This window comes from Achromobacter sp. SX5 (assembly GCF_056711425.1).
The window spans coordinates 616,358-636,434 of record NZ_CM160041.1; the positions used below are offsets into that span (position 1 = coordinate 616,358).

Sequence of the window (20,077 nt, forward strand, 5' to 3'; positions counted from 1 at the left end):
GCGGCTGGCGGGTTTGATGGAAGAGGGCGTCCTTGGGACGCCCTTTTTTTTGCATCCAGCCCCGGCTACGGCGTCTTGGCGGGGCCGGTCGAGTTTCGTTTTATCAGCGCGGTGGGCAGCATTTGCGGCGGCGGCATGGCATTGTCCGAATCTATCGCGGCCAGCAGCGTTTCCGCTGCGGTGGCCCCGATCTCTACCGACGGGAAATGGACGGTGGTGAGCGGGGGATCCACGAACGCCGCGAATTCGCTGTTGTTGAAACCAATGACCGAGACATCGCGCGGAATATCCAGGCCGGCCTCGCGCAAGCCGGCCATGGCGCCGAGGGCCAGGTAGTCGTTGCCGCATATCAGGGCGGAAAAGGGCTGTTTTTCGTCCAACAGCCGGCGCGCGGCCCGATAGCCGTCGGCAAACTCATAGTCGGCTTCGGTGATCAAGTTGCGCGACAGGCGGCCGCCTCCCGCCGCAATGGTTTCAAGCACGCCCTGATAGCGCTGCCGGGCCCGCTGATTGGACGCGAGATGGCCGCTGATGAACGCGAACTCGCGGTGGCCCAGGCCGAGCAAGTGCTCGGCGGCTTGCCGGCCGGCGACATAGTTGTCGAAGCCGATGGCGCCGGGCGGGGCGTTGCTTGCATCGGCCCAGATCGTGGCGACGGGCAAGCCGTTCTTGGTAATCAGGTCCAGCCACTGCGGCGGGTAGTCGTTGCCCAGCAGGACGATGGCGTCCACGCCGCGTTCGATGAGCGTGCGCAAGGGGCGCAGGTCGGCCTGTTCCTCGACCGGCGGTTGCGCCAGCAGCAAGGTGTAGTTGTGCTTGCCCAGCCCATGCCGCAGCGCCTCTATGGTCTGCGCGAAAGCCGATGCGCCGATGCGCGGCACGACCGCGCCGATGCTGTGCGTGCGCCGGGATACCAGTGCGCGGCCCACTCCCTGCGGCACATATCCCAGCGCGGTCACCGCGGCGTTGATGCGATTCCGGGTTTCCGCGTCGACCATTTCCGGGCGGTGCAGCGCGCGCGATACGGTGCTGATGGAGACCCCGACCATGCGGGCCACGTCCTGCAAGCTGGCTGCCATGCTGTTCCAATCTGTTCGTGCAAACGTTGGTCAAAAATATACCACCACTAAGGGAATTCACCCATGTGAAGTGCCATTGACATGAAAATGCAAACGTTTGTATTGTGAAAAAAAGGCCTTTTCAAGGAAATGACATGGATGGACTTGCCAGCGCAGCCCCCGTGACGACCAAGCAGGCGATCGTCAGGACGCTTGTGGAACTGAAAGTGGACTACGCCTTCACTTTGCCGGGCCTGGGGGTGACGTGGATGCTGGACGAGTTCCACCAGGCCAGAGACGCATTGCGCGTGATCCTGACCAGGGGCGAGCAGGTCGCCTCCATCATGGCGCAGGTCGTGGGGCGGTTGACCGGCAAGCCCGGGCTGTACATGGGCCAGGGACCCTTCGCGAGCACGACGGGCGCGTTCGGGATACTGGAGGCCTATTTCGCTGGCTCGCCCATGCTGGTGCTGACCGATACCTCCTGCTATGACGGCTTCGGCATGTACGGCGTCTACCAGACCATGACGGGCGACTATGGCGCGGCCGACGTCCGCGCCGTCATGAAAACCATGACCAAGTCCACCTTCTACGCCACCGAGCCGCACGAGGCGGTGTACGCCATCCAGCAAGCCTACAAGCAGGCAAGCCTGCCTCGCCAGGGGCCGACCGCCGTGGTGCTGAAGTCGCCCATCATTCGCCGGGAGATGCCGCAGCAGTCGCGCGTGCAGCTCTATCCGTCGCACGGCTACCAGGAAGTCGCGATGCCCTTGCCGGATCCGCAGGCCATCAAGGCGGCGGCGGACATGGTGGCGGCCGCCCAGCGTCCCGTGCTGATCGTGGGCAACGGCATGCAGAATCCCCGGGGCCGGAAGTTGGTCGCCGATCTGGCGGACCGGTTCGGCCTGGCGGTGGCGACCAGCTACAACGCCAAGGGCCTGGTGGACGAAACCTCCGCGATTTCGGTGGGCATGCTCGGCACCTGGGGCATGAAGTCGGCGAACGCCGCCGTGGAGGGCGCCGACATGCTGATCGTCGTCGGGGCCAGCCTGGGGGCCGACTACATCAAATTCCGCAACCCTGGCTTCATCAAGCCCGGGGTCCAGCGCATCGTTCAAATCGACGTCGATCCGCGCAATGCCGGCTGGGTCTATCCGGTAGACCTTGCCATATGCGCAGACGGCGGCGATGCAATCGAAGCCTTGCTCGGGCACGATCTGGGCGCGCACCGCAGGGGCGATCGCCTGAACTGGATCGCGGGGTTGCAGGCGGCCCATGCCGTGCGCGATACGCCTGCCCGCGCGGCGCCGAACATGCTGCATAACGCGGATGTCATCGAGGCGCTGGATGCCTTTCTCACCCCCGACGATATGTTGACGCTGGATGCCGGCACCAATCGAATCTGGGCGACGACGACGCTGAAGATACGCACGCCGGGGCAACTGGTGGTGCCGGGCGGCATCGGCGGGATGGGGTGGGGGGCGCCGGCGGCGGCGGCGGTCAAGCTGGTTTATCCGGAGAAGAACGTCGTCTGCCTGACGGGCGACGGCGGATTCGCCATGACCATGAACGTCATGGCTACCTGCGTGCAGGAGAAGCTGCCGATCACGGTCGTGGTGGCGAACAACAGCGGCCTGGGCATGGTGCGCGACAACCTGAAAGACCGCCGCATCGCGGTGGATTTTTCGCCGACCGACTTTGCCCAGATCGCGCGCGGCATGGGTTGCCGCGGCGTGAGCGTGACGACGCCGGAGCAGCTGGCGGCGGCGCTGGCGCAAGCGCGCGGGTCGGATGTCCCCACGGTCATAGACGTGGCGGTCGATCCGGCATCCAGCCACGTGGACGTATCGGACTATTGAGGCCGCCCATGAAACCCGTAGCCATTGTTACCGGCGGCGCGCGCAACATCGGCTGGGCCATTGCGCAGCGCCTGGCAGTCGACTATCGCGTCCTGATCGCCGACTTGTCCGAGCCGCAGCAGCCGTTGCCCGATGGCTGCGACTACATCCGCGCGGACGTGTGCGATCCGCAGCAGGTAGGCGCGCTGTTCGTCCGCGCCGAAAAGAGCGGCCCTTTGCAGGCGCTGGTGCATTCCGCGGCGATTACGGCGCCCGCCCGGCCCATTGCCGACATTCCGCTGGAGGAGTGGCGGCGGCTCATGGACGTAAACCTGACCGGAACTTTTGTGGTGGCCCAGGCCGCCATCGGCCCGTTGTCGCGCGCCAAGGGAAGCATGACGCTGTTGACGTCCCGCGCGGGGAAAACGGGGTTCGCCGCGCTGAACGCCGGTAAAAGCGGCACCAAGGCCCACTACTGCGCGTCGAAGGCGGGGGTGATCTCCTTGATGAAGTCGCTGGCGACCGAGCTGGCGCCCGACGTACGCGTCAACGCCGTCGCGCCGGGGCCGATCGAGGGGGAAATGATTCCGCGCGACCGCTGGCCCGACATCGCCGCGAAAGTTCCGCTGGGCCGGCTTGGCACGGCCGCCGAGATCGCCGAGGCCGTGTATTTCCTGGCCAGCCCCGCGGCGAGTTTCATCACCGGTCATGTGCTGGACGTCAACGGGGGAACGTTGATGGATTAGCGGTATGGAACGCGCGGCGTGCAAGCGGGCATCAAGAGCCGTATGGCGCAGCGCTCAATTCGTGAAGGGGACAAAAATGAAGGTTCAAAACTTCAAAAGTATCCTGGGCCTGGCGTGTCTGGCGCTGTGCCTGGGCGCGGCGCCCGCTCGCGCGGAGGTCCAGGAAGTGCGTCTCGCCAGGCAGTACGGCATCGCCTACCTGCCCCTGATGGTGATGCAGGAACAGAAGCTGATAGAGAAGCACGCGCGCGAGCTTGGGCTGGCGGACGTCAAGGTGAGCTGGAATCAGTTCACCGGCGGATCGGTCATGAACGATGCGCTCATCGCGGGGGCCCTGGATTTCGCGGTGGCCGGGCCGCCGCCCTTTCTCACGATGTGGGCGCGTACCCGCAACACGCCGGCCAGCGTAATGGGGCTGGCTTCCCTCAACGCGATGCCCATGTACCTGGTAAGCCGGAATCCGGGGGTGAAGTCGGTCAAGGACTTCACGGACAAGGACAGGATCGTGGTGTCCGGAATCAAGGTTTCCACCCAGGCCGTCGTCTTGCAGATGGCCGCCGCCCAGGCTTTCGGGAAAGAAAAATACGATGTTCTGGACCGCTTGACGATCGCCATGCCTTTATCGGACAGCATGGCGATCATGTTGTCGGGGAAGGGGCAGGTGACCGCCGACTTCACGGTGCCTCCGTTTTCGTATCGGGAACTGAAGCAGCCGGGGTTCCATTCGGTCATCGATACCTATCAGGTGGTTGGAGGACCGAGCTCGACCAACGTGCTCTATACGACGACGCGGTTCCAGAAGGCCAATCCGAAGCTGACGCAGGCGGTGCTGAACGCGCTGGATGAAGCGCAGAAGTACATCACCGAAAACAAGCAGAAGGCGGCGCAGACCTATCTGGCCATCACCAAGGACACCGATCCTGTCGCGGATGTGGTCCAGATGCTGTCCGACCCCAAGGTCGAATACAACCTTACGCCGCAAGGGTTGATGGCCTTCGCGGAATTCATGCACCAGATAGGAACCATCAAGGCCAAGCCGGCAACCTGGAAGGAGCTGTTCGTAGACCAGGTTCATGGCCTGCCCGGGAACTAGGGCGCGAGCATGAAAATACGGATAGGCGACATCGTGGTGGAGCGCATCGAGGAAAGGCTGGGCTTGGGCTTTCAGCCCCGCGAACTCTTTCCCGCGTTCGATGCGCACATGCTGGCGCCGTTGCGGCACTGGATGGAACCGACGTTCTATGACGCCGGGGAGAACCGTTTCCGGACCAGCAGCCACAGCTGGCTTGTGCGTACGCCGAATCATTGGGTGCTGGTGGACACCTGCGTCGGCAACCACAAGAACCGGCCGCAGGTGCCGCGCTTCCATATGTGCGAAACCCCGTGGCTGTCGCGTCTGGCGCGGGCGGGGGTGCGACCGGAAGACATCGGGTATGTCATGTGCACGCACCTGCATTGCGATCACGTGGGCTGGAATACCCGGCTGGTCGACGGCCGATGGGTGCCCACCTTTCCCAATGCCCGCTATCTGTTCTCGCGCAAGGAGTTTGCGCGCTGGGATGCGCGCCGGCCGGATTATGCGCATCGGCATATCAACGACCACGTGTTTGAAGACAGCATCCTGCCCGTGGTCGCGTCAGGGCAGATGACACTGGTGGACGACGGCGACGAACTGGACGGCGTGCTGACCGTCGAGCCGGCGCCAGGCCATACCGCGGGCCACGTGCGCATACGTCTTTCGTCGCGGGGCGAGCGAGCCTATTGCAGCGGCGACATCTTCCACCATCCCTTGCAGATCTATCACCCGGAGCTCTATACGGGCTTCGACGACGACCCGGCGCTCGGAATCGAGACCCGCCGCCGCCTGTTGGCCCTTTGCGCAGACGAGGATGCCCTGTTGCTGCCGGCGCATTTCGCCGAGCCGCATGCCTGCTTTGTGCAGGCGCGCGGCGACGGCTATGCGGCGGACTTTGAAAGCGTCAGATTCCGGCTGGGCCGAACGCCGCCTGCCGGACGAGGGGAGGCCTTATGACGACGCCGTTGCTGGAAGTCAGGGGAGTGACCCTGCAATACAAGACGCGAGAGCATCTGGTGACCGCGACGTACCGGGTGGATTTCACGGTGCGGCAGGGGGACCGCTACATACTGCTGGGGCCGTCCGGCTGCGGCAAATCGACGATCCTGAAGGCCGTGGGGGGCTACCTTCGGCCAACCGAAGGGGAGATATTGCTTCAAGGGAAACCCGTGTTGCGGCCGGGCGCCGACCGCATGATGGTGTTCCAGGAATTCGACCAGCTATTGCCCTGGAAGACGGTCAAGCAGAACGTCATGTTCGCGCTGCAGGCATCAGGACGGCTGCGAGGAAAAGAGGCCGAAGACCGGGCTGTGCACTATATCCAAAAGGTCAATCTCGGGAAGTTCGTCGACAGCTATCCGCACATGCTGTCGGGCGGCATGAAGCAGCGCGTCGCAATCGCGCGCGGCATGGCCATGGAGCCCGACATCATCCTCATGGACGAACCGTTCGCGGCGCTGGACGACCTGACGCGCCGCAAGATGCAGGAGGAGCTGATGCAGCTCTGGGAGGACACGCGCTTCACCGTGCTGTTCGTCACGCACTCCATACCCGAGGCGGTCCGATTGGGAAACCGCATCCTGCTCCTGTCGCCGCATCCGGGCCAGGTCAGGGCCGAACTGGGCGGCCTGGATGACGGCCCGGCGCTGGCCGGCGCGCAGGCCGCGCTTGAAGACGAGATCAAGCATCTTCTCTTTGCGCAGCATATCGAGGAGAACAGCCATGCTTGACGAGGCGATGCGCAAGCCGGGCCCCGGCGTGCGGGCGAACATCTACAAGACGCCTACGGCGGTGGAGAACCTGGGCGTGGTCGAAAATCCCCTGCCATTCATGGCGCGCCTGTGGGACCAGGGCTGGCTGCGCAAGCTGCTGGTGCTGGTTGTCCTGGCATGCCTGTGGGAAGCCTATGCGCGATACCTGGACAACGATCTTCTGCTTCCCACCTTCATCGATACGTGCCGCGCCCTGATCGACGGCGTAGCCACCGGCCAGTTGCCGCGGCGCGTCGCCACCTCGCTCGACGTGCTGATGACCGGCTATGCCGCGGGCATCGCTCTGGCGGCGCTGCTTACCCTGCTGGCCATCACGACCAGGCTGGGCACCGATTTCCTGGAGGTCATGACGGCCATGTTCAACCCGCTTCCGGCCATTGCCCTGCTGCCGCTGGCGTTGATCTGGTTCGGCCTGGGCAAGATGACCCTGGTCTTCGTGCTGATTCATTCCGTGCTGTGGGCGGTCACCTTGAATACCTACTCCGGATTCCAGGCCGTCTCTTCGACACTGAAGATGGTGGGGCGCAACTACGGCCTGTCCCATGTCGCCTTCATTGCGCAAATCCTGATTCCGGCGGCGTTTCCCAGCATTCTGTCCGGCCTGAAAATCGGCTGGGCGTTTGCCTGGCGCACGCTCATCGCGGCGGAGCTGGTATTTGGCGTGAGCGCCAGCAGCGGCGGCCTGGGATGGTTCATCTACGAAAGCAAGAACCAGTTGAATATCGCGGCCGTGTTCGCGGGGCTGTTGACGATCATCATCATCGGCCTCGTGGTCGAGAACCTGATCTTCCGTGTGATAGAGCGAAGAACCATCCAGCGCTGGGGCATGCAGGTTTGAAGCGCTGGTTCATCAGCATGAGCCAGGAGACTTATCGATGAAACTCCTTAGATCCATTCCGCTCGCGCTTTGCCTGCTGGCCATGGCGGGCGCGTCCCAGGCGCAGGGCGCCGCTTCTTATCCGGATCGTCCCGTCAAGGTGGTCGTGCCGTTTCCGCCGGGCGGGGCCACCGATATCGTCGGACGGGAGATTTCCGAAAGGCTGGCGCGCGCCATGGGACAACCGTTCGTCGTGGAAAACCGCAGCGGGGCCAGCGGCAACATCGGCATGGAAGCGGTAGCCCGTTCTGCGCCTGACGGATACACGCTGGTCGTGGGCGCCCCGCAGACCCTGACGATCAATCCTCAACTATTCAAATCCAACCCGTTCAATCCGCAGAAGGAACTCGACCCCATCGTGGTCGTCGCGACCGTGCCCAATGTGCTGATCATCAATCCGAAGCTGCCGGTATCCTCGGTGCAGGAACTGATCGCCTACGCCAAGGCGCGTCCCGGAAAGGTCAATTACGGGTCATCGAGCATAGGCGGCACACCGCATCTTTCGTCGGAACTGTTCAAGTCGATGACCAAGACGCAGATCACGCATATCCCGTACCGCGGAAGTTCTCCCGCCCTGACCGACCTGATGGGCGGGCAGATCGACATGATGTTCGACAACCTGCCCGCCGCGCTGCCGAACATCAAGTCCGGACGCGTCAAGGCATTGGCCGTCACCACCAGACAGCGCAGCGATGCGGCGCCGGAGCTCCCCACCATGGAACAGGCCGGGGTGCCCGGATTCGAGTCGCAAGGGTGGTTCTCGTTGTTGGCGCCGGCAGGCACGCCGCCGGCCATACTTGAGAAAATCAACGCCGAGGTGAACAAGATCCTCGCCACCGACAGTTTCAAGGAGCGTCTGGCGAACGTGGGGGCGCAACCCAAGGGCGGATCGATCTCGGACTTCCGTGAACTGCTGAACACGGAAACGCAGCGTTGGTCCGAGGTGATCCGGTTTGCGAACATCAAGGTGGAGTGATGATGCGAGGCCTGAAGGGAAAAACGGCATTTCTGACCGGGGCCGGCGCGGGCATAGGGCAGGCCGCGGCCTTGCGCCTGGCGCAGGAAGGGATGCGAGTGTGGATATCCGATAGAGATCCGGACGCCCTGGACGCGACGTGTCGCGAAGCGGAGCATATGCAGCTGCGGGTGGAAGCGGTGCAGGCCGATTCCTGCAGCGAGGCGGCCATGGCGCAGGCCATTCAAAGCGCATTCGACGCGAGCGGACGGCTGGACGTATTGGTCAATAACGCCGGAGGCTCTTTGCACACGCCCTATGGGTTCGCGCAGCAAAGCGATGACGACTGGTTCCGGGTAGTGAACCTGAACCTGATGGGGGCGGTGTGGGCCTGCCGCGCCGCGTTGCCGTTGATGCAGCGCAGCGGCGGCGGGCGCGTCATCAACTATGGCTCCAAGGCCGGACGCTACGGCAGTTTGATAGCGGGGCCGAACTACGCGGCCGCCAAGGGCGCCATCGCGTCGCTCACGCGCCAGCTGGCGATGGAATATGGTCCCGACGGCATTACCGTGAACAGCATTTGTCCCGGCGTCGTGCTGACGCCGCGCACCAGTGGTTTATGGGCCGAGCGACGCAGCGCCGAGGAACGCGAGCGCATCGTCTCCGAGATCCCGTTGCGCCGGCACGCCACGGTCGACGACATTGCCGGCGTGGTCGCGTTCCTGGCGTCCGACGATGCGGCGTTCATCACGGGGGTATCGCTGGACGTGAACGGGGGGCAGGCAATGGCGTGACGCAGGGCGCTCAGGCGCCTGCCCGCATCACCACGGCATCCAACGCCAGCGCGCCCTGGCCTGCCGGCAGCGCAAGCAGCGGATTGATCTCCACCGAACTGAAGTCGTCCCGCCGCGCGTGGGCGAAGCGCGACAGGGCCGCCAGTGCGTCGGCCAGCGCGTCGACGTCGCAGGGCGGGGTGCCGCGCGCCCCTTGCAGCAGGGCGTAGCCCTTGATTGCGCGGATCATGGCCAGGGCTTCGTCGCGGCCGAAGGGGGCCAGGCGGAAGCTGACGTCCTTGAGGACTTCGACGAAGACGCCGCCCAGGCCGAACATGACCACCGGGCCGAACACCGGATCGCAGTGCACGCCGGCGATGCATTCCACGCCCTTGGGCGCCATGGGCGCGACCAGCACGCCGTCGATGCGCGCCTCGGGCGCGTGGCGGCGCACCGCGTCCAGGATGTCGGCGTGGGCGCGGCGCAGGGCGTCTTCGCCGGCGACGTTGAGCTTTACGCCGCCCACGTCGCTTTTGTGCACGATGTCGGGCGATACGATTTTCAGGGCCACGGGGCCGTCCAGTTCGGCCGCGGCGCGCACGGCCGCGTCGGCGTCGGCGGCCAGGATGCAGGGCGTGGCGGGCAGGCCGGCCCGGCGCAGCAGGTCCATGGCCTGGACTTCGTTGTAGGCGTCGAGCAGCGGGGGCGGGTCGTCCGAGGATGCGGCGGGTTCGGCGGCCGCGTCGGCGTGATCGGCCAGTTGGGCCACCGTGCCCAGGGTGCGGATGGCGGCGCTGGGATCGGGGAACACCAGGCAGCCCAGGCGTTCGAGCTGGCGGCGGCGCTCGGGCGTGAAGAGCGCGCTGATGGCCAGCGGCACGCCGGGATGGCGGGCCTGCATTTCGCGGGCGAAATTTTCGAAAGTGGGCCAGAGGGCTTCGGAGGAGCCGGCGGCGGCCAGGAATACGGCCAGTGCGTCGTAGCGGCCGTCGGCCAGGATGTCGTCGGCGGTGGCAAGCAGCAGGCCCGGTTCGGAGATCGCCTGGCCGGTGACGTCGACGGGGTTGCGGGCGCTGGCGAAGGGCACTTGCGCGAGCAGCCGGGCCTGGGCCGCGGCGGCGGGCTCGGGCAGCGCGAGGCCGGCGTCCTGGGCTTCGTCGGCCATCAGCGCGCCCACGCCGCCGGAGATGGTGAAGATGCCCAGGCGCCTGCCGGCGGGCGGACGTGGCCAGGTGTCGAGGGCGTAGCCCAGGTTGAAGAATTCTTCGATGGTGCGCGCGCGCAGGGCGCCGTATTGGCGGAACAGCGCGTCGTAGACGGCGTCGTCGCCGGCCAGCGCGGCGGTGTGCGAGGCGGCGGCCTGCGCGCCGGCCTGGGTGCGGCCGATCTTGGTGACCACCACGGGCTTGCCGGCCGCGCGCGCCGCGGCCAGGGCGCGGCGCAGCTTGGCGCCGTCGCGGCAGCCTTCCATGTAGGCCATGATGACGCGGGTGTCGGCGTCGTGGGCCAGCCATTCGATGCAGTCGGCGACGTCGATGTCGGCTTCGTTGCCGGTGCTGATCCAGTGCGACAGGCCCAGGCCGCGTTCGCGCGCCATGCTGTAGGCATAGGCGCCGAAGGCGCCGCTCTGCGACACCATGGCGATGCCGCCGGCGGGCACCGCGCCGTTGGCCGGCGCGGGCGAGAAGGTGGCGTAGACCTTGCGCCGCACGTTCATGAAGCCCAGGCAGTTGGGGCCCAGCAGCCGGATGCCGCGTTCGCGCGCGATGCGGCAAAGGCGTTGCTGCTGTTCGGCGCCGGCCGCGCCGGTTTCGGAGTAGCCGGAGGTGAAGATCACGGCGGCGCCGAGCTGGCCGGGGCGGGCGCTTTGCAGCGCCTGCGCCGCGTGGGCCGCGGGCACGGCCAGGATGGCCAGGTCGACGTCCTGGTCCAGCGCGTCCAGCGAGGGCGCCGCGGCCAGGCCCTGGATGGTGTCGGCGCGCGGGTTGACGGGGATGATGCGGCCTTCGTAGCCGTGCTGGCGCAGCAGCGTGACCGGCATGGCGCCGATCTTGCCCGGCGTGGCCGAGGCGCCCACGATGGCGATGCTGCGCGGGTCGAAGAGGCGGGACAGGGTGGGGTCGGGAAGCTGGATCATGATGCGGGCAGTGGGTTCAGGAAAAGCGCGCCACGCTGCGGCCGATGCTGCCGCGTTCGAGCATGGCGGCCAGCGCCTGCGGCAGTTCGCGCGGTTCGATGACGCGGGCGATCAGGTCCAGGCGCGCCGGGCGGTACTCGGCGGCGAGCTTGTTCCAGACCTGGCTGCGCAGCGGCATGGGGCTGTTGGCGTTGATGCCCAGCAGCTTGACGCCGCGCAGGATGAAGGGGATGACGGAGGTCGGCAGCTCCGCGCCGCCGGCGTTGCCGAAGGCGGCGGCCACGCCGTCCGGCCGGGTGCTGGCCAGCGCGTGGGCCAGCACGCTGCCGCCGACGGAATCGACGACGCCGGCCCAGCGCGCGCTCATCAGGGGCTTGATGGCGGCCGCCGGGTCGGGCGGCGCGATCACTTCCTGCGCGCCGAGCGAGCGCAGGTAGGCGGCGGCGTCGGGCTTGCCGGACATGGCGCACACGCGGTAGCCGCGCTGGCTGAGGATGTCGATGGCCACGCCGGCGACGCCGCCGGTGGCGCCGGTCACCAGCACTTCGCCCTGGTCGGGCGTCAGCCCGCAATGTTCCATCCAGTGGAGCGAGAGCGCGGCGGTATAGCCGGCCGCGCCCAGCACCGCCGCGTCGCGCAGGCTGATGCCGGCGGGCAGGGGCAGCACCCACTCGTGGGGCACGCGCGCGTATTCGGCGTAGCCGCCGTCGCAGTCCACGCCGATGCCGAAGCCGTGCACGACGACTTCCTGGCCGGGCGCCAGCGCCGGGTCGGCCGAATGCACCACGGTGCCCGAGAGGTCGATGCCGCCGATGCGCGGATACTGGCGAATGATGTTGCCGCGCCCGGCCTGGGCCAGCGCGTCCTTGTAGTTCAGGCCCGCGTAGGCCACTTTGATGAGCGTGTCGCCGGCGGAAAGCGCGTCCGCCGACAGCGTCTCGAAGCGGCCCTCGGGCGGCGCGCCGTCCGTGCCGGCATGCAGTCGGTAGGCCTGGAAACTCGGGTTATCCATCGTGCTCTCCTTGGTTCGGGTTCAGGCGCGCGCCAGCAGCCGGCGCGCCAGGGTGGCGCGGTGCAGCTCGTTGGCGCCGTCGTAGATGCGGAAAGGGCGCATTTCCTGCCAGACCATGGCCACCGGCGTGTCCTCGGACAGCCCCGAGGCCCCCATCATCTGCACGGCGCGGTCGGCCACGCGGTTGACGGCCTCGGATACGAAGACCTTGGTCATGGCGCTATGCTGCTTGACCGACAGGCCGGTGTCCATGCGGGCGGCGCAATCCTCGGTCATGAGGCGGCTGGCGTGCAGGTCGATGTGCGAATCGGCGACCATGGCCTGGATCTGCTGCAGGTCGGCCAGGCGCGAGCCGAAGGAGTCGCGCCGCGCCACGTACGCCTGCGCGGTTTCCAGCGCGCGCCGGGCGCGGCCGATGTAGCGCATGCAGTGCGACAGCCGGGCGGGTTCGAGGCGCAGCTGCGCGTATTCCAGGCCGCGGCCGGGTTCGCCCAGCACCGCGTCGTCGCCGACTTCGCAGCCGGTCAGCGCGATCTCGGCGTGGCCGCCGATCTGGTAGCCGGTGACCATGCCGATGTCGCGCACGACGCGGTAGCCCGGCGTGTCCGCCGGCACCAGGAACAGGGTCGCGCCTTCTTCGGCGCGCGCCAGCACCAGCGCGAAGTCCGCGCCCACGCCGCCGCTGATGAATTGCTTGTGGCCGTTCAGTACCCAGCGGCCGGCGCGCCGCTCGGCGCGCGTCTGCAGCATGGAAGGGTCGGAGCCGGCGCCGGGCGCGGGCTCGGTCATGGCGAAGCAGGCGCGCTGTTCGCCGCGCACCAGCGGCGCCAGGAAGCGTTCCTGCTGGGTCGGGTCGCCCAGGCGCAGCAGCGTCAGCATGTTGGGCTGGTCGGGCGCGGCGCAGTTCAGCGCGGCCGGTCCCAGGAAGCTGCGTCCGGCTTCTTCCAGCAGGCGGGCCAGGGCGCGCCAGCCCAGGCCCAGCCCGCCCCATTCGGCGGGCAGCTGCGGCGCATAGAGGCCGGCCTCGCGGGCGCGCACGCGCAGTTCCGCGACGCGGCGGTCCAGCGCCGTCACGTCGCGCGCGATGGCGGGCGATTCGGCGGGTATGGCGATATCGTCCACGAAGCGGCGCATGCGGTCGCAGAGGTCCTGCACGGCCTGTTCGTCATGGTTCTCCTGCTGGGCATGCATGGCGGTCTTCCTTGCGGCTTACTGGATGCGGGTGCCGGTGGACTGCACCAGCTTGCCCCACCAGGCGGTTTCATCGGCGATCTGCTTGGCGAACTCGGCGGGGGTGCTGCCCAGCGGTTCGGCGCCCAGTTCCTGGAAGCGCGCGCGCAGCGTGGGGTCCTGCAGCGCCTTGACGACGGCGGCGTGCAGGCGTTCGATCACGGCCGGGTCGGTACCGGCCGGCGCCATCAGGCCCTTCCAGGCCATCACCACGAAGCCCTTCTGGCCGGCTTCGTCGAAGGTGGGGATGTCGGGCGCGGCGGTGGCGCGCTGGTCGCTGGGCACGGCCAGCGCGCGCAGGCTGCCGGCCTTGACCTGCGGCAGCAGCGCCGGCATGTTGTCGATCATGAAGTCGATGTGTCCGGCCACCAGGTCGGTGATGGCGGGGCCGGTGCCCTTGTAGGGCACGTGCACCGCCTGCAGGCCGGCCTGCTGCTTGAGCAGTTCGCCGGCAAGCTGCGCCGGCGAGCCGTTGCCGGGCGAGCCGAAGGACAGCTTGCCGGGGTTGCTGCGCGCGTACTGCAGGAACTCCTGCAGGTTCTTGGCCGGCAGCGATTTGTTCACCACCATCAGGTTGTGTTCGCGCTCCAGGCAGCTGATGGGCGCCAGGTCCTTGGCCGGGTTGAACGGCATGTTGGCGTACAGGCTGGGGTTGATGACGGTGGGGCCGGCGGCGGCCAGCAGCAGCGTGTAGCCGTCGGGGGCGGCCCGGGCGACGTAGTCGCCGCCGATGTTGCCGCCGGCGCCCGGCTTGTTCTCGACGATGACGGGCTGGCCCAGGATGGGGTGCAGCGTCTCGGCCAGCAGGCGGCCGAGGATGTCGGTCGAGCCGCCGGGGGCGAACGGGACGATCAGCCTGACGGGCTTGTCGGGATAGGCGGCGGCCGCCTGGGGCGGCAGCGCCGCGCAGGCGAACGTGGCGGCCGCGGCCGCGATCCACTTGGGCAGGTGCTTGTGCAGCATGGAAGTCTCCTTCGGTTGGGGCGGGCCGGCGGCTTCTTGCGGCCGCGGTCCCTTGGGGGCTGCGTTAGCGGCCCGGCGTGTAACCCGCCTGGTTCAGGGTGTGGCGGGCGATGGTCAACTGGTGGATCTGGCTGGTGCCTTCGTACAGGCGGAACAGGCGCACGTCGCGGTAGAAGCGTTCGATGCCGTGGTCGGCGATATAGCCGTAGCCGCCGTGCATCTGCACGCAGCGGTCGGCCACGCGGCCGCACATTTCCGATGAGAAGTATTTGCAGATCGAGGCGTTCAGCGTGACGTCGCGGCCTTCGTCGCGTTCGCGCGCGGTCTGCAGCACCAGCGCGCGGGCCGCCTGGATCTCGGTCTGGCAGTCGGCGATCATGGCCTGGATCAGCTGGAAGTCCATCAGCGGCTTGCCGAACTGCTGGCGCTCGGCCACGAAGCGCAGCGTGTCGTCCAGCATGCGAATGGCCGGGCCGATGCACAGCGCGGCCAGGTGGATGCGCTGCTTGTTCAGTACCTTCATGGCGGTCTTGAAGCCCATGCCGAGCCGGCCGCCGATGAGGTTGGCGGCCGGCACGCGGCAATCCTGGAAGTGCACGCCGGAGACGGGCGAACCGGCCTGGCCCATCTTGTCGTAGGGCTGCCCGGTGGACAGGCCCGGCGTGCCGCGCTCGACGATGAAGGCGCTGATTCCCCTGGCGCCCGGTTCGTCGGGGGCGGTGCGCGCCATGACGGTGAACAGGCCCGCCAGCGGCGCGTTGGTGATGAAGCACTTTTCGCCGTTGAGCACGTAGTGGTCGCCGTCGCGCACGGCGGTGGTGGTCAGCGCGGTGGCGTCGGAGCCGGCCTGCGGCTCGGTCAGCGCAAAGCAGCCGGTCAGTTCGCCCGAGGCCAGGCGCGGCAGGTAGCGGGCCTTCTGTTCATCGGTGCCGTCGGCCACCAGCGCCTCGGAGCCGATGCCGGTATTGGTGCCCACCCGGGCGCGGAACGCCACCGAGCACTGCGACAGTTCCATGGCGGCCAGGACCAGTTCTTCGGTGGTCATGCCCGCGCCGCCGTACTGCGTGGGAATCGAGTAGCCGAACAGGCCCTGGGCGGCCATGTCGGCGACCAGGTCGGGCGGGACTTCGTCCAGGCGGGCGACCTCGGCCTCGCGCGGCGCCAGCCGTTCGCGCACGTAGCGGCGCAGCGATTCGAGGAACTGGGGGAAGCCGTCGCGGTCCCGGATCATGGTGAGTCTCCGTCTGGTCTGGTGGTTCGATTCAGGCTAGCAAAAGGCCGCCGGATTTGAGACAAGTGTTTCGATATCTTGAACGCAACTTGCGTGGGCGCCGGCCCGCCTGCTCTATCATCGGCAGGACGGGCCGCGCCTGCCGCCCGCGTTTTCAGGAACCCCGACCATGCCCAGCAGCCCCGGCCAGCGCCACGCCGATCCGGCCTTCGCCACCACGCTGGCGCACGGGCTGTCGGTGCTGCAGGCCTTCCGCCACGGGGAGCCGGCGCTGAGCAACCGGGAGCTGGCCGACCGCACCGGCCTGTCCAAGGCCACTATTTCGCGGCTGACTACCACGCTGATGCAGCGCGGCCTGCTGCGCTACGACGGCGGCCTGCGGCGCTACCGGCTGGGGCCGGCGGTGCTGTCGCTGAGCTATCCGCTGCTGGCCAGCATCAAGGTCCGCCAGCTGGCGCGGCCGCTGATGAAGCGCCTGGCCGACACGGCCGGCGGCTCGGCTTCGCTGGGCATGCACCACGGCCTGAACATGGTGTATCTGGAGACCTGCCGCGGCCACGACGCGGTGTCTTTCAGGCCCGATATCGGCGCCTTGCTGCCGCTGTTGCCGTCGGCCATGGGCCGCGCCTGGCTGGCCCAGGGCGCCGGCGGCGAGGCCCAGGCCGTGCTGGAGACGCTGCGGCGCCAGGACCCGGCGGCCTGGCGCCGCTACGCGCCGGACTGGGAGCAGGCGCAGCGCGATTACGCCGAGCATGGATACTGCGTGGGGCAGGGCGACTGGCATTCGGACGTGCATGCCGTGGCGGTGCCGATGCGCACGCGGGTCGACGGCCAGGCGCTGGTGTTCAACTGCGGCGTGCCGGTGGCGCGGCTGCGTCCCGGCGACCTGCGCGCACGCGTCGCGCCGCGCCTGCTGGCGCTGGCCGAACGCGTGGAGAAAATGCTGGAGCGTGAACATGGCGCATGAGCCGGACCGCGAATTCACCACCACGCTGGCGCGCGGCATCGACATCCTGGCGTGTTTCCGCGCTGACCGCCCGGTGCTGGCCAACAAGGATTTCGCGGCGCAGACGGGCCTGTCGCGCAGCGCCGTCGCGCGCCTGACGCATACGCTGGTCGAACTGGGCTTTCTGCAGCGCGAGGGCGAGCCGCCGCGCTACCGCCTGGGCGCCTCGGTGCTGGCGCTGAGTTATCCGCTGCTGGCCAGCATGCAGATCCGCCAGCTGGCGCGCCCGCTCATGAAGCAGCTCGCCGACCATGCGCGCGGGGCGGTGTCGCTGGTGGTGCGCGACCGCCTGCAGATGGTGTATGTGGAGACGGCCCGCTCCAACGAAGCGCTGCAGACCCGCCCCGACATCGGCGCATCGCTGCCGCTGCTGTCCAGCGCCGCCGGCCGCGCCTGGCTGGCGCGCGTGTCCGACGAGGAGCGCGCGGCGGTGCTGAACCAGCTGCGCGTGGCCGACCCGGCGCACTACGAGGCGCATTTCCCCACGCTGGCCGCGGCCCGCCGCGACCTGGAGCGCAAGGGCTATTGCGGCAACAACCTGCAGTGGCGTCCCGACGCCTACGGTTTCGCCGCGCCGCTGAGCCGGCCGCACCAGTCGCTGCTGTACGTGTTCAATTGCGGCGTGCCGGCAGGCGACGGTCCTTACCGCGAACGCGCGGCCGACATCGGCCCGCGCCTGGTCGCGCTGGCGCGCGAGACGGAGCGTCTGCTCGGCTATTCGTGACTTCCAGTCAAAAGTGTTTCGCCTGTCCCCCACTGTTTCCGCAAGGATGCAGCCGGCATACTGGGCGCCTGTCTTTCGACCGGGCCCAGGCGACGCGCCAGCCGGCCTGTCCGCCAGGCGGCTCCCAGCCCCGGTCGACGCTATCGAACCGAGGAAATCCGCATGAACTCAACAGACACCCGGCCGGTCAAGCCCGGCCTACCGCTGCTCGCGCTTGCCGTGGGCGCTTTCGGGATCGGCGTGACCGAGTTTTCGCCCATGGGCCTGCTGCCCGTCATCGCCGAAGGCGTGGACGTATCCATCCCCAGCGCGGGGATGCTGATCAGCGCCTACGCCATCGGCGTGATGGTCGGCGCGCCCCTGATGACCCTGGCTTTTTCGCGCTGGTCCCGGCGCCGCGCGCTGATCCTGCTGATGGCGATCTTCACCATCGGCAATCTGTTGTCGGCGCTGTCGCCCAATTACACGACGCTGCTGCTGGCGCGCCTGGTCACCAGCCTGAACCACGGCGCCTTCTTCGGGCTGGGATCGCTGGTAGCGGCCAGCGTGGTGCCGCGCCACAGGCAGGCCAGCGCCGTGGCCACCATGTTCATGGGGCTGACCATCGCCAACGTGGGCGGGGTGCCGGCGGCCACCTGGCTGGGCCAGGCCATCGGCTGGCGCATGTCGTTCGCGGCCACCGCCGTGCTGGGCCTGCTCGCCATGCTGGCGCTGTGGCGCGCGCTGCCGGCGGGCGCGTCCGGCAGCCGCCCCGACGTGCGGCACGAACTGTCGGTGCTCAAGCGCCCGGTGGTGCTGATGGCCCTGCTGACCACGGTGCTGGGCGCGGGCGCGATGTTCACGCTGTACACCTACATCGCGCCGACCCTGGCCGAGATCACGGGCGCGTCGCCGGCCTTCATCACCGGCATGCTGGTGCTGGTGGGCCTGGGCTTCACGCTGGGCAACGGCCTGGGCGGGCGCATGGCCGACCGTTCGCTGGACGGCACGCTGATCACTTTCCTGGTGCTGGTCATCGTGGACTTGCTGGCCTTTCCGTGGGTCGCGTCCACGCCGGTGGGCGCGGCGGTGTCGCTGCTGATCTTCGGCGTGGCGACGTTCGCGGTGGTGCCGCCTTTGCAGATGGGCGTGATGCGCGCCGCCACCGAAGCGCCGGGGCTGGCCTCGTCGGTGAACGTGGGGGCTTTCAACCTGGGCAACGCGGTGGGCGCGGCTGCGGGCGGCGCGGTGATTTCGGCCGGCCTGGGCTATGCCGCCGTGCCCGTGGCCGGCGCCGTCATCGCGGCGGCCGGCCTGGCCCTGGTGCTGCTTCAGCGCGCCGGCAACGCGCGCCGCAGGCTGGCGATGCAGGGCTGCTGAAGGCTCAGGCCTCGATCCGTTCTACCTTGCCCACCAGCAGGATGTAGGCCAGCGCGCCCAGCAGCGCCAGCGACGACACGTAGACGATGGCGGGCGCGAAGCTGTCCTTGGACACCAGCAGGCCGATCACGATGGGCGTGCAGATGGACGACAGGTTGCCGACGAAGTTGAACACGCCGCTGGTCAGGCCCAGCAGCCGCACCGGCGCCAGGGTCGAGACCAGCGACCAGGTGATCGAGGCCAGCCCGTTGCCGAAGAAGGCCACGGCCAGGAAGAAGATCACCCAGGGCGTGGAGTCGGTGAAGTTGGCGCCGATCATGGCGGTGGAGATCAGCAGGCCCAGGATGATGGGCAGCTTGCGCGCCAGCCCCACGCTGGCGCCGCGGCGCACCAGGAAATCGGACAGCACGCCCGAACACAGGACGCCGACGAAGGCCGCCAGAAACGGCACCGAGGCCAGAAAGCCCGACTTGATGAAGTCCATGCCGCGGTACTTCACCAGATAGGTGGGGAACCAGGTCAGGAAGAACCACAGCGTGGAGGTCAGGCAGAACTGGCCCAGGTAGACGCCCCACAGCTTGCGCTTGCTCATCACCAGGCCCAGGTCGTTCCAGCGGAACGGGGCCTTTTTTTCCGTGACGCGCTTTTCCAGGTCGACCACGCCGCCGCCTTGCTGGATGAGTTCGATCTCGGCCGCGTTGGCGCCCTTGAACTGGCGCGGTTCGCGGTAGACCAGGAACCACAGCACGCCCCAGACGATGCCCACCAGGCCGGTGCTGACGAACACCATGTGCCAGCCGAAGTGATGCTGCAGCCAGGCCAGCACCGGCGTCAGGAACGCCAGGCCGACGAACTGGCCGGAGGTGTAGAAGGCGATGGCGGTGGCGCGTTCCTTTTCCGGGAACCAGGTGGTGACGACGCGGTTGTTGATGGGATAGGCGGGCGCTTCCAGCGCGCCCACGGCCAGGCGCAGCACGAACAGGATCACGAAGCTGCCGGCGAAGCCCATGAAGAAGGTGGCGGCCGACCACAGGATCAGCGCGGCCGCGTACAGCACCCGCGGCGACACGCGGTCGACCAGCCAGCCGCCGGGGATCTGCATGGCGGCGTAGGTCCAGCCGAAGGCAGACAGGATCAGGCCTTCGTGCACGGTGTCCAGGCCGAACTCGTCCTTGAGGGCGGGCGCGGCGATGGACAGGTTGCTGCGGTCCAGGTAGTTGATGACGACGGTGATGAACAGCATCACCATGATGAGGTAGCGGCTGCGCGTGGGGCGCAGGCCCGCTTGGATGGCGGCGGCGGACAAGGGCGTCTCCTCGTT

Annotated in this window: 18 protein-coding genes; 11 read left to right on the plus strand and 7 right to left on the minus strand. The window is 67.9% G+C overall.

All coding sequences use genetic code 11. From position 1 onward, the window contains the following. Window positions 1-65 precede the first annotated feature (65 nt). Window positions 66-1,058 carry a LacI family DNA-binding transcriptional regulator gene (locus AC1M14_RS02915; protein ID WP_479731777.1) on the minus strand — a complete coding sequence of 331 codons (993 nt, stop codon included), beginning with the start codon at window positions 1,056-1,058 and terminating at the stop codon, window positions 66-68. Window positions 1,059-1,213: 155 nt separating this feature from the next. On the opposite strand from AC1M14_RS02915, the gene AC1M14_RS02920 reads away from it, so the two are divergent. From AC1M14_RS02920 to AC1M14_RS02955, 8 genes are all read left to right on the plus strand, one after another. Beyond that, window positions 1,214-2,917, plus strand: coding sequence for a thiamine pyrophosphate-binding protein (locus AC1M14_RS02920; protein ID WP_479730938.1), 1,704 nt, complete (start codon window positions 1,214-1,216; stop codon window positions 2,915-2,917). An 8-nt stretch (window positions 2,918-2,925) separates the two neighbouring features. Continuing rightward, a complete protein-coding gene (locus AC1M14_RS02925) occupies window positions 2,926-3,642 on the plus strand; it encodes an SDR family NAD(P)-dependent oxidoreductase (protein WP_479730939.1) in 717 nt (238 codons plus the stop codon). 76 nt (window positions 3,643-3,718) lie between these two features. Beyond that, window positions 3,719-4,735: an ABC transporter substrate-binding protein gene (locus AC1M14_RS02930; RefSeq protein ID WP_479730940.1), complete on the plus strand. Its 1,017-nt coding sequence runs from the start codon at window positions 3,719-3,721 to the stop codon at window positions 4,733-4,735. Between the two features lie 9 nt (window positions 4,736-4,744). Continuing rightward, window positions 4,745-5,674: an MBL fold metallo-hydrolase gene (locus tag AC1M14_RS02935; protein ID WP_479730941.1), complete on the plus strand. Its 930-nt coding sequence runs from the start codon at window positions 4,745-4,747 to the stop codon at window positions 5,672-5,674. Further along, entirely contained in the window at window positions 5,671-6,447 is a 777-nt protein-coding gene (locus tag AC1M14_RS02940; RefSeq protein WP_479730942.1) for an ABC transporter ATP-binding protein, read from the plus strand. Before AC1M14_RS02935 ends, AC1M14_RS02940 begins: the two co-directional genes overlap by 4 nt. Beyond that, a complete protein-coding gene (locus AC1M14_RS02945; RefSeq protein ID WP_209164626.1) occupies window positions 6,440-7,327 on the plus strand; it encodes an ABC transporter permease in 888 nt (295 codons plus the stop codon). Before AC1M14_RS02940 ends, AC1M14_RS02945 begins: the two co-directional genes overlap by 8 nt. Before the next feature lie 37 nt (window positions 7,328-7,364). Continuing rightward, window positions 7,365-8,342, plus strand: a complete 978-nt coding sequence (locus AC1M14_RS02950; protein WP_111825950.1) for a Bug family tripartite tricarboxylate transporter substrate binding protein — start codon at window positions 7,365-7,367, stop codon at window positions 8,340-8,342. Further along, a complete protein-coding gene (locus AC1M14_RS02955; RefSeq protein ID WP_246842464.1) occupies window positions 8,342-9,115 on the plus strand; it encodes an SDR family NAD(P)-dependent oxidoreductase in 774 nt (257 codons plus the stop codon). Before AC1M14_RS02950 ends, AC1M14_RS02955 begins: the two co-directional genes overlap by 1 nt. Window positions 9,116-9,125: 10 nt before the next feature. Here AC1M14_RS02955 and AC1M14_RS02960 read toward each other — a convergent pair whose 3' ends face one another. From AC1M14_RS02960 to AC1M14_RS02980, 5 genes are all read right to left on the minus strand, one after another. Continuing rightward, a complete protein-coding gene (locus AC1M14_RS02960; RefSeq protein WP_479730943.1) occupies window positions 9,126-11,231 on the minus strand; it encodes an acetate--CoA ligase family protein in 2,106 nt (701 codons plus the stop codon). Window positions 11,232-11,247: 16 nt separating this feature from the next. After that, window positions 11,248-12,243 (minus strand): acrylyl-CoA reductase family protein, encoded by a 996-nt coding sequence (locus tag AC1M14_RS02965; protein WP_209164623.1) that lies wholly within the window; start codon window positions 12,241-12,243, stop codon window positions 11,248-11,250. Window positions 12,244-12,264: 21 nt separating this feature from the next. Continuing rightward, window positions 12,265-13,434, minus strand: coding sequence for an acyl-CoA dehydrogenase family protein (locus AC1M14_RS02970; RefSeq protein WP_479730944.1), 1,170 nt, complete (start codon window positions 13,432-13,434; stop codon window positions 12,265-12,267). 18 nt (window positions 13,435-13,452) lie between these two features. Next, complete coding sequence (locus AC1M14_RS02975) at window positions 13,453-14,436, minus strand: Bug family tripartite tricarboxylate transporter substrate binding protein (protein ID WP_102773426.1); 984 nt, start codon at window positions 14,434-14,436, stop codon at window positions 13,453-13,455. Window positions 14,437-14,500: 64 nt separating this feature from the next. After that, window positions 14,501-15,667: an acyl-CoA dehydrogenase family protein gene (locus tag AC1M14_RS02980; RefSeq protein WP_479730945.1), complete on the minus strand. Its 1,167-nt coding sequence runs from the start codon at window positions 15,665-15,667 to the stop codon at window positions 14,501-14,503. Between the two features lie 169 nt (window positions 15,668-15,836). Here AC1M14_RS02980 and AC1M14_RS02985 point away from each other — a divergent pair, with 169 nt between their 5' ends. From AC1M14_RS02985 to AC1M14_RS02995, 3 genes are all read left to right on the plus strand, one after another. Then, window positions 15,837-16,634, plus strand: a complete 798-nt coding sequence (locus AC1M14_RS02985) for an IclR family transcriptional regulator (protein WP_479730946.1) — start codon at window positions 15,837-15,839, stop codon at window positions 16,632-16,634. Next, window positions 16,624-17,397: an IclR family transcriptional regulator gene (locus AC1M14_RS02990; RefSeq protein ID WP_102773429.1), complete on the plus strand. Its 774-nt coding sequence runs from the start codon at window positions 16,624-16,626 to the stop codon at window positions 17,395-17,397. Before AC1M14_RS02985 ends, AC1M14_RS02990 begins: the two co-directional genes overlap by 11 nt. Window positions 17,398-17,559: 162 nt before the next feature. Beyond that, window positions 17,560-18,756 (plus strand): MFS transporter, encoded by a 1,197-nt coding sequence (locus tag AC1M14_RS02995; RefSeq protein ID WP_209164618.1) that lies wholly within the window; start codon window positions 17,560-17,562, stop codon window positions 18,754-18,756. A 4-nt stretch (window positions 18,757-18,760) separates the two neighbouring features. Here AC1M14_RS02995 and AC1M14_RS03000 read toward each other — a convergent pair whose 3' ends face one another. Then, window positions 18,761-20,062: an MFS transporter gene (locus tag AC1M14_RS03000; protein WP_479730947.1), complete on the minus strand. Its 1,302-nt coding sequence runs from the start codon at window positions 20,060-20,062 to the stop codon at window positions 18,761-18,763. Between the last annotated feature and the right edge of the window lie 15 nt (window positions 20,063-20,077).

Coding starts and splice junctions, on each gene's coding strand:
- AC1M14_RS02920 (WP_479730938.1), top strand. CDS start 1,214: ATGGATGGACTTGCCAGCGCAGCCCCCGTGACGACCAAGCAGGCGATC.
- AC1M14_RS02925 (WP_479730939.1), top strand. CDS start 2,926: ATGAAACCCGTAGCCATTGTTACCGGCGGCGCGCGCAACATCGGCTGG.
- AC1M14_RS02930 (WP_479730940.1), top strand. CDS start 3,719: ATGAAGGTTCAAAACTTCAAAAGTATCCTGGGCCTGGCGTGTCTGGCG.
- AC1M14_RS02935 (WP_479730941.1), top strand. CDS start 4,745: ATGAAAATACGGATAGGCGACATCGTGGTGGAGCGCATCGAGGAAAGG.
- AC1M14_RS02940 (WP_479730942.1), top strand. CDS start 5,671: ATGACGACGCCGTTGCTGGAAGTCAGGGGAGTGACCCTGCAATACAAG.
- AC1M14_RS02945 (WP_209164626.1), top strand. CDS start 6,440: ATGCTTGACGAGGCGATGCGCAAGCCGGGCCCCGGCGTGCGGGCGAAC.
- AC1M14_RS02950 (WP_111825950.1), top strand. CDS start 7,365: ATGAAACTCCTTAGATCCATTCCGCTCGCGCTTTGCCTGCTGGCCATG.
- AC1M14_RS02955 (WP_246842464.1), top strand. CDS start 8,342: ATGATGCGAGGCCTGAAGGGAAAAACGGCATTTCTGACCGGGGCCGGC.
- AC1M14_RS02960 (WP_479730943.1), bottom strand. CDS start 11,231: ATGATCCAGCTTCCCGACCCCACCCTGTCCCGCCTCTTCGACCCGCGC.
- AC1M14_RS02965 (WP_209164623.1), bottom strand. CDS start 12,243: ATGGATAACCCGAGTTTCCAGGCCTACCGACTGCATGCCGGCACGGAC.
- AC1M14_RS02970 (WP_479730944.1), bottom strand. CDS start 13,434: ATGCATGCCCAGCAGGAGAACCATGACGAACAGGCCGTGCAGGACCTC.
- AC1M14_RS02975 (WP_102773426.1), bottom strand. CDS start 14,436: ATGCTGCACAAGCACCTGCCCAAGTGGATCGCGGCCGCGGCCGCCACG.
- AC1M14_RS02980 (WP_479730945.1), bottom strand. CDS start 15,667: ATGATCCGGGACCGCGACGGCTTCCCCCAGTTCCTCGAATCGCTGCGC.
- AC1M14_RS02985 (WP_479730946.1), top strand. CDS start 15,837: ATGCCCAGCAGCCCCGGCCAGCGCCACGCCGATCCGGCCTTCGCCACC.
- AC1M14_RS02990 (WP_102773429.1), top strand. CDS start 16,624: ATGGCGCATGAGCCGGACCGCGAATTCACCACCACGCTGGCGCGCGGC.
- AC1M14_RS02995 (WP_209164618.1), top strand. CDS start 17,560: ATGAACTCAACAGACACCCGGCCGGTCAAGCCCGGCCTACCGCTGCTC.